The organism is Paenibacillus sp. GCM10023250, assembly GCF_042653205.1.
In the GTDB taxonomy this organism is placed as follows: Bacteria; Bacillota; Bacilli; order Paenibacillales; family Paenibacillaceae; genus Paenibacillus_Z.
Genome location: NZ_JBHSHY010000023.1, coordinates 33,273 through 48,348, shown reverse-complemented (window position 1 = coordinate 48,348; position 15,076 = coordinate 33,273). Strand labels below are relative to the sequence as shown.

Annotated in this window: 11 protein-coding genes and 1 tRNA gene; 2 read left to right on the top strand and 10 right to left on the bottom strand. The window is 62.4% G+C overall.

The window, feature by feature from the left end:
* Positions 1-2: 2 nt before the first annotated feature.
* The 4 genes from ACFPB1_RS17755 to ACFPB1_RS17740 form a co-directional block, all read right to left on the bottom strand.
* Positions 3-875: a carbohydrate ABC transporter permease gene (locus tag ACFPB1_RS17755; RefSeq protein ID WP_379227447.1), complete on the bottom strand. Its 873-nt coding sequence runs from the start codon at positions 873-875 to the stop codon at positions 3-5.
* 18 nt (positions 876-893) lie between these two features.
* The gene (locus tag ACFPB1_RS17750; RefSeq protein ID WP_379227446.1) at positions 894-1,898 is read right to left on the bottom strand and encodes a LacI family DNA-binding transcriptional regulator; all 1,005 of its coding nucleotides are present in this window, start codon (positions 1,896-1,898) and stop codon (positions 894-896) included.
* A 561-nt stretch (positions 1,899-2,459) separates the two neighbouring features.
* Positions 2,460-2,534: transfer RNA gene (locus tag ACFPB1_RS17745), tRNA-Thr, on the bottom strand.
* Positions 2,535-2,629: 95 nt separating this feature from the next.
* A complete protein-coding gene (locus ACFPB1_RS17740) occupies positions 2,630-4,201 on the bottom strand; it encodes a sensor histidine kinase (RefSeq protein WP_379227445.1) in 1,572 nt (523 codons plus the stop codon).
* Positions 4,202-4,481: 280 nt separating this feature from the next.
* Between ACFPB1_RS17740 and ACFPB1_RS17735 the strand changes: the two genes are divergently transcribed.
* The gene (locus ACFPB1_RS17735) at positions 4,482-4,700 is read left to right on the top strand and encodes a hypothetical protein (protein WP_161703863.1); all 219 of its coding nucleotides are present in this window, start codon (positions 4,482-4,484) and stop codon (positions 4,698-4,700) included.
* 360 nt (positions 4,701-5,060) lie between these two features.
* Here the strand turns inward: ACFPB1_RS17735 and ACFPB1_RS17730 are convergent, their stop codons facing one another.
* Positions 5,061-5,780 carry a response regulator transcription factor gene (locus tag ACFPB1_RS17730; protein ID WP_379227444.1) on the bottom strand — a complete coding sequence of 240 codons (720 nt, stop codon included), beginning with the start codon at positions 5,778-5,780 and terminating at the stop codon, positions 5,061-5,063.
* A gap of 129 nt (positions 5,781-5,909) precedes the next feature.
* Positions 5,910-9,803, bottom strand: coding sequence for a response regulator (locus ACFPB1_RS17725; RefSeq protein WP_379227443.1), 3,894 nt, complete (start codon positions 9,801-9,803; stop codon positions 5,910-5,912).
* A gap of 564 nt (positions 9,804-10,367) precedes the next feature.
* Between ACFPB1_RS17725 and ACFPB1_RS17720 the strand changes: the two genes are divergently transcribed.
* Positions 10,368-11,264: a helix-turn-helix domain-containing protein gene (locus ACFPB1_RS17720; protein ID WP_379227442.1), complete on the top strand. Its 897-nt coding sequence runs from the start codon at positions 10,368-10,370 to the stop codon at positions 11,262-11,264.
* A 179-nt stretch (positions 11,265-11,443) separates the two neighbouring features.
* Here the strand turns inward: ACFPB1_RS17720 and ACFPB1_RS17715 are convergent, their stop codons facing one another.
* The 4 genes from ACFPB1_RS17715 to ACFPB1_RS17700 form a co-directional block, all read right to left on the bottom strand.
* The gene (locus ACFPB1_RS17715; RefSeq protein WP_379227441.1) at positions 11,444-12,895 is read right to left on the bottom strand and encodes an HD-GYP domain-containing protein; all 1,452 of its coding nucleotides are present in this window, start codon (positions 12,893-12,895) and stop codon (positions 11,444-11,446) included.
* 177 nt (positions 12,896-13,072) lie between these two features.
* The gene (locus ACFPB1_RS17710) at positions 13,073-14,026 is read right to left on the bottom strand and encodes a DUF4097 family beta strand repeat-containing protein (protein ID WP_379227440.1); all 954 of its coding nucleotides are present in this window, start codon (positions 14,024-14,026) and stop codon (positions 13,073-13,075) included.
* Positions 14,023-14,577, bottom strand: a complete 555-nt coding sequence (locus tag ACFPB1_RS17705) for an HAAS signaling domain-containing protein (RefSeq protein ID WP_379227439.1) — start codon at positions 14,575-14,577, stop codon at positions 14,023-14,025. Before ACFPB1_RS17705 ends, ACFPB1_RS17710 begins: the two co-directional genes overlap by 4 nt.
* Complete coding sequence (locus tag ACFPB1_RS17700) at positions 14,574-14,894, bottom strand: PadR family transcriptional regulator (RefSeq protein WP_379227438.1); 321 nt, start codon at positions 14,892-14,894, stop codon at positions 14,574-14,576. Before ACFPB1_RS17700 ends, ACFPB1_RS17705 begins: the two co-directional genes overlap by 4 nt.
* Positions 14,895-15,076: the final 182 nt, after the last annotated feature.

Genomic DNA, 15,076 nt, shown 5'->3' with positions numbered 1-15,076 from the left:
CCTTAATCCTTCAGCCGCGAGGCTCGGGCGGTGATGGCCGTGAACACCATGACGACGAAGAAAATACCGTACGCGACCGATGCGCCGTAGCTGTAATCGAAGTTTTTGAATGCCGTCTCGTACAAGTACATGACCATCGTCCGCGCAGTGTTGTCCGGGCCGTCGCCCAGCATGAGGGGCGCGTCGAACAGCTGCAGGCCGCCGATGACGGACGTGATGAAGATGAACAAGAAGACCGGCCGCAGCAGCGGCAGCGTAATGTAGAGCGCCGTCTGCGTCTTCGAAGCGCCGTCGATCTCGGCCGCTTCGTACACTTCGTTCGGAATGCCCTGCAGGCCAGCGATGAAGACGATCATGTTGAATCCGAAATACTGCCAGCAGATGACCGCCGAGGCGATGAGGCGCGACCACCACGGGCTGTTGAACCAGTTGATGGGGTCGTGCACGATGCCGAGATTCATGAGCACCTTGTTGATGCTGCCCGTCTGCCAGTCGAACATGAGGCTGAAGATGACCCCGAGCGTGACCGGCGTGATGATGTGCGGGAAGAAGTAGACCGCCCGGAAGAAGTGCTTGCCCCGGATGAATTTCTCGTTCAGGATCAGTGCCAGCAGCAGCGCAAGAATCAGCTGCGGCGTGTTCGAGAGCACCCAGATGATCAGCGTGTTCCCGATCGTCTGGTAGAAGAACGTATCGTGCAGCAGCCGAGTGTAGTTCGCGAAGCCGACGTAGACGGGGTCGGTGAACCCGTCCCATTTCATGAAGCTTAAGTACAAGGTATATAGAATCGGCGCCAAACCGAATACGACGAATCCGATGAAGAAGGGCGCGACGAAGAAATAGCCGTAATACGATTTGTTGACCTTGGAGCTCATTCTCTCCTCACCTCTTTTCTATAGTTTTCCGCACGAATCGCGAATGATTAGTGTCGGCTTCAATAGATGGTGATTGTCCCCATCGTCCTCCGCGCTGCCGCCGATTTTGCGGAAAAGCCCCCGCGCCGCCTGCATGCCGATATCCCGGAACGGCTGCCGTACGGTCGTCAGCGAGGGGTAAACCCATTCGGAGATCGTAATATCGTCGAAGCCGACGATCGACATCCGCTTCGGAACGTTCAAGCCGTGCTCCTGCGCGGCCCTCAGCGCTCCAATCGCCGTCTCGTCGTTCGACGCGACGACGGCGGTGAAGCCGTCCGCCTGCAGCAGCTTCTTCATGGCTTGATAGCCGCCTTGGTTGCTCCAGTCCGACTGCATGACCCATTCCGGGTTGTACGTCAGGCCGAGGTTCTCCATCGCCGCCAGATAACCCTTGAAGCGGTACTTGTTCGCCGCCGCGTGGTCCGGGCCGGAGATGTACGCGATGTCCCGGTGCCCGAGGCCGTGAAGATACTCGACGATCTCGTACACGCCCGCTGCGTTGTCCACGTCGACGGAGAAGATGCCCTCCATCTCGCCGTGGTCGCCGATCAGCGCGATCGGATAGCTGGAATCCCGGATTCGCTCCAGGTCCTGCTTCGCCCGCTTCTGGAAGCTTACGAGGATGATCCCGTCGATCTGACCTTCGTAGAGCAGGTTCAGGAACGAGATTTCATCCTCGTAGTTCGACGTCCAGCTGAGAAAGACGCAGTTGTAGCCTTTCATATTCGCAACCGTCTCGATTCCGCGGATAATGCCGGAATAGAAGATGTTCGAGATGTTGTCCACCACGACCGCGATGCTGTTCGTCCGGTCGAGCACCAGCCGCCGCGCGTTGGCGTTGCGGTGGAAGTTCAGTTCCTTAATCGCTTTTTCGAGCGCTTCCTGCGTCGCTTTTTTCACTTGCTGTCCGTTTAAATAGCGGGAAACGGTGCTCTTCGACGTCCCCGCCAGCCTTGCTACGTCATGAATGGTCGGCCCCACGTGCTATCACTCTTTTCCTTTAACGTTTCCCGTTTGCGCCGCTTGGCTTTCGGTATTTTGGGAACGTTCCCATTTCACCAAATCATGCATGCGCCGCGATACGGTTTTGTTTGGAAACGCCAATTATCGGGAACGTTCCCAATCTCGCCGAACCGACCGGCTTGAAGCTCGGATATCGGGCTGCCATCCCTCTTTTTGGCATCCTTTTTATGCGGGGAATAGGCGCGTTTGCGCCATTATGGGAACGTTCCCAAAATACCCAAAAAATAAATCTCTTCTCGTAAACGTGAACCGGAAGTGTAACCTAATTCGAATGCCGCGTTGGATGCAAACGCCTTCGCTTGGCTTGGGAACGTTCCAATTACGTAAAGCGAAAGAAATGATGAGTCAATAGTAGCGCTTTCAGCAAACGGTGTCAACCCATGCCGATACATTGGAATCATTCCAGTTTGCAGCCAATTATCAAACCGCATCGACCGGACTGCCGTCTCTGCCTATCGCGTTGTATGCAAAAAAGCGCGATCCCCGATTGCTCGGAAACCGCGCCGTTATTGGAATGAATGGTGCTGGTGAAGGGAATTGAACCCCCGGCCTACGCATTACGAGTGCGTTGCTCTACCCCTGAGCTACACCAGCTTGTACAACCTCGTTCGCTTGAGGCGACTTTTATAATATACCGCAGGAGTTTGCAGGAGTCAATACTTTTTCTAAAATATTTTTTCGCTGCTTCGTCAGGCGTCTTGCGGCCGTGCTTCTGCTTGTTCGCGCGCCCGGCTCGAGGACTCCCCGGCCGTCTGCGCCGCCGCCGGGAGCCGCAGCGTAAATTTGCTGCCCTCGCCCTTGCGGCTCTCGAGCGACAGCGTGCCGCCCAGCAGCCGCGCGAGCTGCAGGCTGATGGACAGCCCGAGCCCGGTGCCGCCGTACTTGCGGCTGATGGAGCCGTCCTCCTGCCGGAATGCCTCGAAGATGAGCTGCTGCTTCTCCTCATCGATGCCGATGCCCGTATCCGCGATGGCGAACGATACCCGCATCGGCGGAATCATGCGAACGGCCGGCCGGGCCCATGCGCCGGGATACCAGTTCCGCAGCCGGCCCTTGCGGAGCGCGGACGGCTCGATCGGCATGCCGCCTTCCGCCTTGACGACGATGCGCACGCCGCCGGACTCCGTGAATTTGAATGCGTTGGCGAGCAGATTGCGCAGAATCTGGTTGACCCGCAGCGCGTCGGTCTGGATCGCCTCCGGCACCTGCGGTCCGATCTCGATCTCGAACGCCAGATTCTTCTGCGCCGCGATGGGCAGGAACTGCTGGTACAGCGTCTGCACGAGCTCCTCGGTCGAATGCGGCTCGATGTTGATGTCCATCTTGCCGGCCTCCACCTTGGAGAGGTCCAATATATCGTCGATCAGCCGCAGCAGGTCGTTGCCCGCCCCGTTGATCAGCTCCGCGTAGCCGGCTCCCTCCCCGGCCTCCTCCCCGCGCGCGCCGCGTTCCTCCTCGCTCTCCTTGAGCAGCTGGGAAAGCATGATGATGCTGTTGAGCGGCGTCTTCAGCTCGTGCGACATGTTCGCGAGGAACTCGGACTTGTACTGGTTCGCGAGCATCAGCTCGCGCGCCTTGGCCTCCACATCGCGCTTCGCCGCCCGCAGCTCGCGGGTTTGCCGGCGGAGCAGCATGTTCATCTTGCGCAGCTCGTCCACGCGCTGCTGCTCCTTCTGGAAGTCGCGGATGATGAATACCAGCAGCGCGCTCAGCAGAATCCGCAGCGGGAACGAATACAGGCCGTATTCCAGCCAAAATTGCTTCGCCGTTACGTCCGCGGACGCCATGACGACCAGCGTCGCATTGATCGCGAAGAGCACGTTGACGAAGCCGAGCGCGAAGGCGCCCTTCGCAAAGAAGGTCCACGGCCTGGCGTGCAGCCACTTGGTCAGCCACATGGACAGGATGCCAAGGACGATCATGTTCAGGCAGGCGCCGAACGCCGTCTGATCGAAGCCCATCAGCAGCCGGCCGATGCCGATGCCGATGCCGATCATGAGAATCGCCGGCGGACTCGGGAACACGAGCACCGCGACGACGATCGGCAGAAACCGCAAATCCAGCACGAGCATGCCGCCCGCCTTCAAGCCGAACGCCATCGCGAGCCAGCCGCCGAGGATAAACACGCCGACGGCGATGCCGTATTTCACCCGAGGGGGCGCGTATTGAAACAGGTACCGGTACCCGAGATCGAACAAGTACGCCAGCGCGATCAGCAGGCTGATGTTGGCGAATAGCGCTTTAGCAAAGGCGAATGTCAATTCGTTGATCCTCCCGCATTCCATTTCCCGTCATTACCCGCCCGCGCCCGGCTTGAAGCAGCACGGATAAACTTTCCGGCATTCCGCGCATAATACCACTACGCCGGTCCGGGCCGGCGGCGGATGCGGCATTCACGAAGCTTCGCGCGCGGCGCTCCGCCTTGTTTTTAAAACCTGTTAGAAAAGGGTAAGCAAATCAAACAACCGGCTCACGTTCATTTTATAAGGGACTAAAATTCGCCTTGTACAATGGCATCAATACAGAGGAGGTGCACTTCCCGTGACCAAAGTCATTACCTTCAAGAATCGTTCCGTCCCGGTACATTATCCATCCGAGCAGCTGTCGTACATGGAGCTGCTGCAAAATAAATTGCAGGAAATGGAATACAACTTCGATTTTCGAAAGAAGTGGAAACGCATCAAGTCCGTGGAAATGATCCGCGACGTCGCGATTCTGCAGTACAGCGACGGTACCAAGCTTTACCTGGAAGTGTGCTGATTAGACCCCGACCGCCAATCCCGCAAAAAAAGGCAGCCCGCGCACGCAAGACCACGGCCCTGATCGGCCGCGGCCCGCATGCGCGCAGGCTGCCTTTGTTATCGATTGCGTTGCCGCATCATGTGCGTCATGCCGGTACCGTAATCCCGTTCGTTCACGGCCGATCCTCCACACCGCCATCGGTCCTAATCCCGCATTCTTCGCAATAGGTACATGTAAGCATAAACCATTAGAAAAGATACAGGCGGGTATGAGCGCGGCGTTAGCGCATTCCCTCCGCCCGCTTCCGCGAAGGCGCGGTGCGCCGGCAAAAAGCCCCTCCGCCGGCCGGACCGGCGATAAAGAGCTGTTAGGAAAGGATTAGCGCGGCGCTTCCACTTCGGTCACGTATTTGTACCCTACGCCCCATACCGTGCGGATGTAGTGCGGTTCCTTGGGGTTCTTCTCGATCTTGCGGCGCAGGTTCACGATATGCACGTCGATGGCGCGATCCGTCACGAAGGAGTCGAAGCCGCGGATGGCGTTGATCAGGTCCTCGCGCGTGAACACTTTGCCGGGGTGGGACAGGAACAGCTTCATGATCTCGAATTCGGAAAACGTCGTCTCGACGAAGCCGCCGCGCACGAGAAGCAGCCTGCGCTCGGCATCCAGCTTGATCTCCCGCTCGGCTTCGAGGCCGTCCGCTTCCGGATGCTCGGCCGCCGCGCCGGCCTGCGTCAGCCGTGACCGGCGGATCAGCGCCTCGACGCGGGCGCTCAGCTCGTGCATGCTGAACGGCTTGCGCAAGTAATCATCGGCGCCGGCGCGCAGCGCCTGTACCCGTTCGGATACGTCGGATTTCATCGACACGATCATGATCGGCACGGCGGATTGCCGGCGCATCCGGATGCACAGCTCGGTGCCGTCCCAATCGGGCAGCATCAGATCGAGCAGCACGACGTCCGGTTCGAACGACGCGAGCAGCGTGAGCCCCTGTTCGCCGTTCTCCGCCTGCTGGATCTCGTAGCCTTCGCCGGACATGTACATGGACAGCATCTCGCTCATCATCGCATCGTCTTCGATCACCAGGAGCTTGTACACGAAACTCACCTCGTGAAGGGGTCCGTCCGTTCGACGCCGTTCGCGGCGCCCCTGGCTCCGGACGAACCTGGATTCTCCCTAAACTATACAGGAGGAAGATTCACCCAACAATAGATTGTTAGAAAATCGTTAGGCCTCGCTGTCGAAATTCGGCAGGGCGTCCGCCAAATCCGACAGCAGTACGCGCAGCGTTCCGTCCGCTTCGGCCGCCGCTTCCGCGAGCGCGCCGTCCGGCGGACCGCTCCCCGCTTGCTTCAGCAGCGTCTCGAGCCGCCGCGCGGCTTCGAACAGCGCCTCGGCGGACAGATTGCCGGCCACGCCCTTCAGCGTGTGCGCCATCCGCCGGGCGCCGTCATAGTCGCCGGCCGCGAGCGCGGACGCCAGCCGATCGCCGAAGCCGCGGTACTCCCGGACGAAGAGCGCGAGCATGCGCGTCACGATCGCCCGCTTGCCGCCGACCCGCCGCAGCGCCTCGTCGAGCCGCATCCCCGGCACGCCCCGGTCCAGCCATGCGTCTTCCGCCGCTGGCGCCGGCACGAACGCGTTCGCCGCCTCACGCGCCTTCGGAGGCTTGTCCGCAGCTGGTTCGACGCTCAGCTCCCGGCCGGCACGCAGCCATTTATCGATGGCCGCCGTCAGCGCCTCGGGATCGATCGGCTTCGTCAGGACATCGTTCATGCCGAGCTGCATGTACCTATCGTGGTCCTCCTGCATGATGTTCGCCGTCAGCGCGATGATCGGCATCCGGTCGTACTTGGAATCGAGGCGGATGATCCGCGCGGCCTCGTCGCCGTCCATGTCCGGCATATGGATGTCCATCAGGATGAGGTCGTAGCGCTTCTCCGTCAGCATCCGCAGCGCCTCCGTCCCGCTCGCCGCCACGTCCACCCGGTACGCGCCGGCCCGCAGCTGCTCGACCGCGACGATCCGGTTCACCTCGTTGTCCTCCGCGAGCAGGATCGTGCCCGCCGGCGATTCCGGGGGCTCCGCGGCGGCCGCGGCTTCCCGCGCAACCGCGCCGGCTTCCCGGACCGGCCGCCGTTCGAACAGCGACTGCAGCGCCCGGTGCACGCTGACGCGCGTGACCGGCTTGACGAGGATGGCGTCGGGCCGCTGCTCCTGCGGCAGCTTCAGCAGCTCCTCCCGGCCGTACGCGGTCGTGAGCGCGACCGTCATGACGCTCGCTTCTTGCGCCGCCTCGCGCATGGCATGCCAGGTCTCCTCCGCGTACATGTCCGGCATCTCGAAATCCAGCAGCAGCGCGGACGGGCGGACGCCAATGCCGGCGCGCGCGAGCCGCTCCCGGGCGGTCTTCCACGAACCGAGCGGGAGCGGCGCAAAGCCGCTGTCCGCGATGACGGCGCACAGGCGCCCGCTCATGAGCGGATGATCCTCCACGATCCAGACGGAGCCGTCCGCGGCCGCCCGGATCGCGAAGCGGTCCTCGCGCGGCGGCTCGGCTACGGCGAAGTCCAGGACAAAGGAGAACGCGCTGCCCCGGCCAAGCTCGCTGCGGACGCGAACGTCGCCGCCCATCAGCTCCACGAGCCGCTTCACGATGACGAGCCCGAGCCCCGTGCCGCCGTACTTGCGGTTCGTCTCCGCGTCCGCCTGCACGAACGGCTCGAACAGCCGGCCGAGCTGCTCCTCCGACATGCCGATGCCCGTGTCCTCCACGGCGAACGCGAGGCGGACGCGCCCGTCGTCCGCAGCGATACCGTCCGGCAGCGAGAGCCGCAGCCGGACGCAGCCCCGCTCCGTGAATTTGATCGCGTTCACGCACAGGTTCAGCAGCACTTGCTCGAGGCGCAGCCAATCGCCCACGACCCGCTCCGGCAGCCCTTTCGGCGTCTCGGCGACGAACTGGAACCGCTCCTTGCCGGCGACGAACACGCTCAGCGTCTCCGCCAGCTTCTGGATGAGCTCGTACGGATCGAACGGCTTCTCGTTCAGCTCGATGCGGCCGGCCTCGACTTTGGAGAAATCCAGAATGTCGTTGATGATGGCGAGCAGCGCCTGGGACGTATCCCGCGTCTTGCGCAAGTAATCCTGCTGCAGCGGCGTCAGGCCGGTCTTCTGCATAAGCCCCGTCAAGCCGATGATGCCGGCGAGCGGCGTGCGGATCTCGTGGCTGATCTGTGCCAAGAACTGGCTCTTCGCCACGCTCGCGCTCTCCGCGTCGCGCCTCGCCTGCTCCAGCTCGGACTGGACGCGCTTCGCCTCCGTGATGTCCCGCGCGATGCAGGAATAGAACGTCTCGCCGGTGTTGTCGTCGCGGTGGACGACCAAGATTTTGGACACCGGGAAGAATACGCCCTGCAGCGTGCGCAGCAGCGCCTCCTTCTCCCGGTAGCCCGCCTCCCGCGCGTCCTCGATGCCGTCGAGCAGCTCCCGGACCGTGCGCGCCGGCACCTCGTCCACGCTCATGCCGTACGGCCGCATGCCCAGCATCGCCCGGCCCGCTTCGTTCATATAGAGCAGCTTGCCCGCCTCGTCGAACGTGGCGATCAGATCCTTCGCCGCGCCCATCACCTTCAGCTGCCGGCTGCGCGCGTTCTCCGCCTGCTTCTGCCCGGTGATGTCCCGCGCGATGCCGACGACGCCGACGAAGCGCCCCTCGCGGTCGCGCATGCCGTTCGAGCTGTGCGCGGCGGGGAAGCGCGTCCCGTCCTTGCGCACGTACGTCCATTCCCGCTCGTAAGCGAAGCGGTCCTTAATCAGCAGCTCGAACACCGTGACGTCCGGCGGGACCGGCCTGCCGTACCGGCCGCTCAGCCGCTCCGCTTCGCGGACGATGTCCTCCGGCGCGATGAATTCGAGCGCCGTCATCTTGTGCAGCACCTCTTCCGCCTGATAGCCGAGCATGCGCTCCGCCGCCTTGCTGAAATACGTGACCCTATATTGGCTGTCGAGCACGATGAACGCGAACTGGTTCTGGTTGATCATCGCGTCCATCTGGCTGAACATGCCGTTCAGCCGCAGCTTCATCAGGTTCACGGACTTCGACAGCAGCGACAGCTCGTCCCCGCCGGCGTCCCGGACGTCGTCCGCGTCGAACCGCCCGGCCGCGGCCGCCTCGGTGACGGCGAGAATCCGCTTGATGCGCCCGATGGCACGGTACGAGAACAGGAAGAAGAGCATCGTGAGGATCGCCTCAGCGCCGGCGATGGACAGAATGGAGCGCCACTTGATGGCCGCGAGCGGGGCTTCGATCTCCCGCAGCGGCACGTTCAGGGCGAGATGCCAGCTCGTCCCCTCGACCGCCGCGTAGAACAGCATCGAATTGCCGGCGGGGCCGCTCAGCCCGGCCGTGCCGTACGGATTCCGCAGCATGTCCTGCAGGGCGTCGGCGAAGGGGAGCTCCGGCGATGCGAGGGACGCCGACGGCCGAAGCGGGCCGACCGCCGGCGGCGCTTCGATCACCGCGGCATCGTCGTTGTACACGAAGGCGAGATCCGTCCGGCCGACGCGGACGTTCAGCTGCTCCCGGAACACCTGATCCGCGGAGATCGCCGCGTCGACGAGCCCAATAATGGCGTTGTCGCGCCCGTAGACGGGAATTTGAATGACGACGATGCTGCCGCCGCCGAAAGGGCTGACGAAGGGGTCGGTGACGATCGCCTTGCCCTGGATGGCCAGGGAAAAGGACGGCTCGTTCCCGATCCCGATGACCCTGCCGTCGCTCAACTCGGTGCGTCCGGTCTTGTCGGCGAAGCCGATCGTGCGGTACGGCGAAGCGGAGCGGCCGATCTCGCCGCGGAAATACGCGAGGCGCTCCGCCGGAGTGCCGAACCGTACCTGGTCGGTGCGGCTCATGACCTCCACCTCGGCGCGCCGGGTTTCGATCCAGGAGGCCAGGCTGTCCGCGGCGTTCTGCACCTTGGTGCCGGCTTTATCGACGAGCGCCTCCATGATGGCGCGCTTAGCTGCCGTATAGTTGCCGTAGCCGACGAGGGACAGCACGCCGGTCGTGACGAACAGAATGAGGACAAGCACCTTCGTCCGGAGCGAAAATGGACCCACAGCATAAAACCTCCCGTACAATCGGTCTATATCGGCCTATTATACCTTGGGAGGGAAGCGCTTCATAGGTTGGTCAGGTTTGGAAGAGCCGGGAGCGCGGCGCCCGGGGCGCCGTGTCTCCGCCGGCGCCGGCGAGACACGGAACTTATCCGCTTCGCTTCTACAGGTCCCCGGCGAGCAGCGGCTGCAGGCGTTTCCATCCGCCTTCGTCCGCCCGGCGTTGAAGCCGCCGGATGCGGCGCCGCCTCTCATTGCGATGAATCGGGCCGGCATAGCGAAGCGCTGGAGTCCGCAACTAGACTGGAAACTCCACCGCACCACTGTCACGAAATTCCAGCATGCGGACATGCGGAAGGTCTCTTTGCTGAGATGCCCGGCGCACGCGTTTCCCCGCGCCCCCGGAAGAGGTTCGGGCGGATCCGTGCGGATCTGATCCTTCAGAACTAAAAGCCCAAAAAAACTCTTTCTTATTTTTTGTGTTCGCCCCGGTTGAAAAGTAGGATACCGACTCTTATACTGTTCTATAAACCAGCTTCAATAAAGATTGTGAGGGGAATGCCTTTGATGCTGACTAACGTTGTCTTTCAAAATTTAAAAACGCCGCTGGCCGTTGTCGTCGGTCAGGACGACGATTGCCACTTCAACCTGGCCAACAAAGCCTTCTCCAGGCTGGTCGGCTGCTCGGGCGACGTCCTCGAGGGGCTGCCGCCGGACAGGGTGTTCTCGGAATGGAGCAGCAGCGCACTCCGTTCGGACGACCGTCACGAGACGTCTCTGCTCCGGTCCAAAGCCGACGACGACCCCCTGCGGCTCATGCTGACCTGCGAAGCGATCGCCGGCGCGGACGAACCGGCCTTCCTGCTGACCGTCGAGGACATCAGCGCCAATTCTTGGATCGATCGCATGTCGGCCTCCGGACAGGTGCTGTTATCCGGCATCCTGAACGAACGGTTCGCGGTCGAACGCTATTACAAACACAATCCTGCGCCCATCGTGGACCGCTTGTTCTCCGCTGGAGAGGACTCGCTCAGTTATTTCTTCCACGACAACGAGCGTGAACGCATCCTCGCTTCGCTCAAAAAAGCCGCCCTCCATCGCCGCACCGAACACCTAATCGTCCATACCAAGAAGCTCGCCGAATCCGTCCAGCTGGAGCTTCAGATCACGTACCGCCCGTTCTTCCATGGAGACGGCACCCTGAAATGCATCGCCTTCGTCGCTACGGACATCCGCTCGCTCGTCGAATCCGAAGCCGAAGCCGCCGCCTTGGACCCTTCCGTTACCTTGAAAGTGCTGATGGCCCGCAAGTACATGTCCGCCCAGCAGCTCTCGTCCGCAACCGGCATCTCGCTTCAAACCATCTCGAAGCTGCGCAACGGCAAGATCGGCCGGCCGCAGCGGCAAACCACGCTGCTCATCGCCAAAGCCTTGGACGTCACGCCGCAGGACATCTGGCCGTAAAAACCGAAAAAAACCCTTGGAACGCAAAAACCGCGGGACTTTGCACCCTCGCGGTTTAGCGCATTAAAGCATTGCCAGATAAACGGACAGTTGCGTTGCAGTGTCGCCGGATGAACGGAGAAGTGCGACACAGCATTGCATGGTTAAACAGAATGACCTAGAAATGGCCTTATTGCGCTTTATTGCGCCGCCTTGCGCACGAGACGCAGCGTGCGGCTGCCGGCGGCGATCTCGGCGAAAAACCCGGCGTCCTCGGCCGCCAGCCGCTGCCACGCCTTCACGCAGGCCGGGCAGAAGTGGATGCCGCTGACTTCGGCGATGATCGCCATCGCCGCCTCGTGCGACATCGCCTGCCGGTACGAGCGGGACGACGTCAGCGCGTCGTAGACGTCCGCCACGGCGGTAATGCGCGCGAGCAGCGGAATTTCCTCGCCCCTCAGCCGGTCGGGATAGCCGGTGCCGTCCCATTTCTCGTGATGGGAACGGATCACGGACAGCTCGTCGGCCAGGAAGCCGAGCCGCTTGCACATGTCGTAGCCCGAGACGGGATGCCGTTCGATGACGAGCCGTTCCTCCGCCGTCAGCTTGCCGGCTTTGTTCAGGATGGCGTCTGGCACTCGCAGCTTGCCGACGTCGTGGACGACGCCGCCCTGCGCGATGGCGCGCAGCTTGTCCTTCGAGAGCTGCATCTCCTCGCCAAGCCGCAGCGCGTAGAGCGCGACGCGGTTGTTATGCCCCGCCGTGTAGGCGTCCCGCGCCTCTGTCGCCATGATGAGCGCCTTCACGCTCGGCGTCTTGCACGCCTCGAGCCAAGCGCGCGGGTCGGCCTGGAACAGCACGCGCAGCGACGAGCTGAAGGAGCCTTGGGAGAAATACTGCCGGATCAGTCCGACGAGCATGACGAGCATGGACGCGAGCAGCAGCAGATGATACAGCCACCAGCTGAGCCGCCACATCGTGCCGGCCACGATGATGAACTGAGCCGCGAGGATGAGGCTGACGCTGTAGACGATCGCCCGCTGCAGCGGGAAGCCGGCGTGCCGGTAAGACTGCCAATAGCGGTACATCGTCCACAGGCAGGCGGCGCAGGTCATCGTCACGGCGGCCCACTTGTACGGCCCGTCGCCGCCGAGCGGAATCAGGGTCATATCTTGCGGCATCCTTAGCGTGAAGGCCACCAGCCCCCCGAGCAGGAGCAGCCAGCCCGGGATGAGCCATTTCCGCCATCGGGACAGCCGGCGGATGAACCGGTGATCGGAGGACACCGCCGACAGGCACAGCCACAGCGACGTCAGCAAAATGCTGAGCTGGGCGAACATCGCCGGCAGGTTGCCGGTATGGATGACGAAGCCGGGCGTCGTCAAACCGTGCAGGAGGAAGATGCCGGCCAGCGACAAATACCCGAGCGACATGAAGCCGACCTTGATGTTGCGGAGCCGGTGGCCTGCGATGCCGACGGCGATCGCGACGACCGTGGCGAGCGCCGACACCGCCGTCACGAAGTAAAAATGTCCCTGCGGCGCCTGCAGCACGACGTCGGCAGCCGCGTCCGAGCGGAACCATTCGAACAGGACGACCGGAAGAACGGCGGCCAATATCGGGCCGATGACGGCTTTGCGTGTAACCTGCATGATCCAAAATCCTCCTTGTCCAATCGGTCCCTCTGTCCGGTCTAGCCGGCTTGCATCGCCCGCGAGCATGCCGCGTCTCCTCAAAATATCGGCTATCCGCCGGACAAAATGTAGTTCCGAAGACGCGAAAAGGCCTTGCCCGCCGCGAGGACGGGGCAAAGCCCGGAGTGCGCTGCCTTATCGCCGGCCGACGTCGAGATCGCCCGAGCCCGTATGGACCTGCGCACGGACGGAGCCGCTTCCGAACACGAGCCGGCTCACGCCGTCGTCGTCCATGGAGCCCTTAGCGCCGTCCCAATCGTTGTCGAAATCGCCCGAGCCGCTGCTGAACGCGATCTCTGCGTCCACCGGCTGCTCGTCGGTCAAGATGCCGACATCGCCGCTGCCCGTCCGGAGCGTCATCGGCCGGTTCAGCGTCCGCTGCTCCGCGGTAATGTCGCCGCTGCCCGTGCGAACCTCCAGCTCCGCGTCGGCGTCCGCCAGGTCCACGTCGCCGCTCTTCACGTCCACGTTCACCAGCTTCGCCTGCGCGCCGCTGACCGTCACGTCGCCCGAGCCCGCCTTGACCGTCAAGGCATCCTCAGCCGTGACATCCGCGAAGTGCAGGTTCCCGCTGCCGATGGACACGGAGAGCGCCTTCGCCTGCACCCGGCTGATGTCGACGTCGCCGGAGCCGCCCTTCAGCTCGGCCGTATCGACCCGCACGCCGTCGACGGCGATGTCCCCGCTGCCGGTGCTCATCGTCAGCCGCTCGTACGCCTGCTTCGGCAGCTCGAGCTTAAGATTCAGGTTCAAGATATTGAAGCCGAACCGGAAGCCGGCATGATCCTGGAAGCCGACCTTCAGCGTGTCGCCGTCCTTCTCGAGCTTCAGCTCCAGCTTGGCGAGATAACGCTTGCTGGCGCGTCCCGTGAGGCTCGCCTTCGCTTCCGTTCCCTCGCCCGGCACGATCTTCACGTCTACGCTGCCCGTCTTGAGCTCGATGGCGCGAATGCCGGCCGCGGAGACCGCCTGCTCGCGTTCGACCTTCTCCGTACCGAACGAGTAATCGCCGCTCGCGCCCACGGTTCCGAACGCGCCGATCAGGCCGATGACCAACAAAATGAGGCCGATCACGATCCAGTTTCTCATTTTCTCACCCTTATCACTCTGGAATTGAATTTCAAATATTGCAGCGTCAGCTTGGCGAACGCCCGCGTCAGCCAATGCGCGCCGGCGCCGGCCAGCATGCCGAGCCCGATCAGGGCGAGGGCGATGAACGATGCCTGCACGCCCGTGAACGCGCCGCCGAACAGCCCTTCGTACATGACGGCGAGGGAGGAAAGCCCGATGCCGATCACCGCGGCCCAGATGCCCGCCAGCACGCCCAGCAGCCCGATGAACGGCCCCAGCACGAAGATCAGATTGAAGAAGCCGAGGCTGACCGCCGCGAACACCGCGCGCGAGACGAGCGTGATGCTGCCGCGCTTGCCGTCCGCCTGGTCCACGCGGTAGTTCAGCAGCAGCTCCTTCGCGATGATCCGGGGATCGCCAAGCTCGCGGGCCGCGTCCGCTTCGCTCCGTCCGTGCTCGGCCGCCACGCGGAAATGCTCCTCGTAATCGTACAGCCACTCCCGCCGGAGCTTCTCCGGCACGGGCGCGAGCAGCTTCCGCAGCTGGCTCAAATACTGCTCTCTAATCATCGCTCTACACCTTCCTTAATGAGTTCGTCCACGGCGACGGAGAAGCTCCGCCATTCGCGGATCAGCCCCATCAGATGCGAGTGCCCCTGCGGCGTCAGCTTGTAGTACTTGCGGGGCGGTCCTTCGCTCGATTCCTTGAGGTACGTGGAGAAGTAGCCCTCCTGCGTCAGCCGGTTCAGCAGCGGGTAGACGCTGCCGACCGCGACCTCGAATTTGGCCGACATCGTCACGGCCAGCTCGTAGCCGTACCGGTCCTCCCATGCGGTCAGAGCCAACACGCATAGATCGAGCACGCCCTTCTTGAATTGCACGTTCATTCGCAGCGCCCCTATTAGATATCGTTGAGTATTCATCAATGCAGAATAGCTGGCCAAAAAAAGAAGCGGCTATCCGCGTTACAGCTATACTATATCATCAGCTATTCAACATTGCAATATACCTCATTGGAAAATGTAGCTATTTAAGCGAAAATGTTCAGCATTCCCTGGCTGCCTTGGGT

Coding starts and splice junctions, on each gene's coding strand:
- ACFPB1_RS17755 (WP_379227447.1), bottom strand. CDS start 875: ATGAGCTCCAAGGTCAACAAATCGTATTACGGCTATTTCTTCGTCGCG.
- ACFPB1_RS17720 (WP_379227442.1), top strand. CDS start 10,368: ATGCTGACTAACGTTGTCTTTCAAAATTTAAAAACGCCGCTGGCCGTT.
- ACFPB1_RS17715 (WP_379227441.1), bottom strand. CDS start 12,895: ATGCAGGTTACACGCAAAGCCGTCATCGGCCCGATATTGGCCGCCGTT.
- ACFPB1_RS17710 (WP_379227440.1), bottom strand. CDS start 14,026: ATGAGAAACTGGATCGTGATCGGCCTCATTTTGTTGGTCATCGGCCTG.
- ACFPB1_RS17705 (WP_379227439.1), bottom strand. CDS start 14,577: ATGATTAGAGAGCAGTATTTGAGCCAGCTGCGGAAGCTGCTCGCGCCC.
- ACFPB1_RS17700 (WP_379227438.1), bottom strand. CDS start 14,894: ATGAACGTGCAATTCAAGAAGGGCGTGCTCGATCTATGCGTGTTGGCT.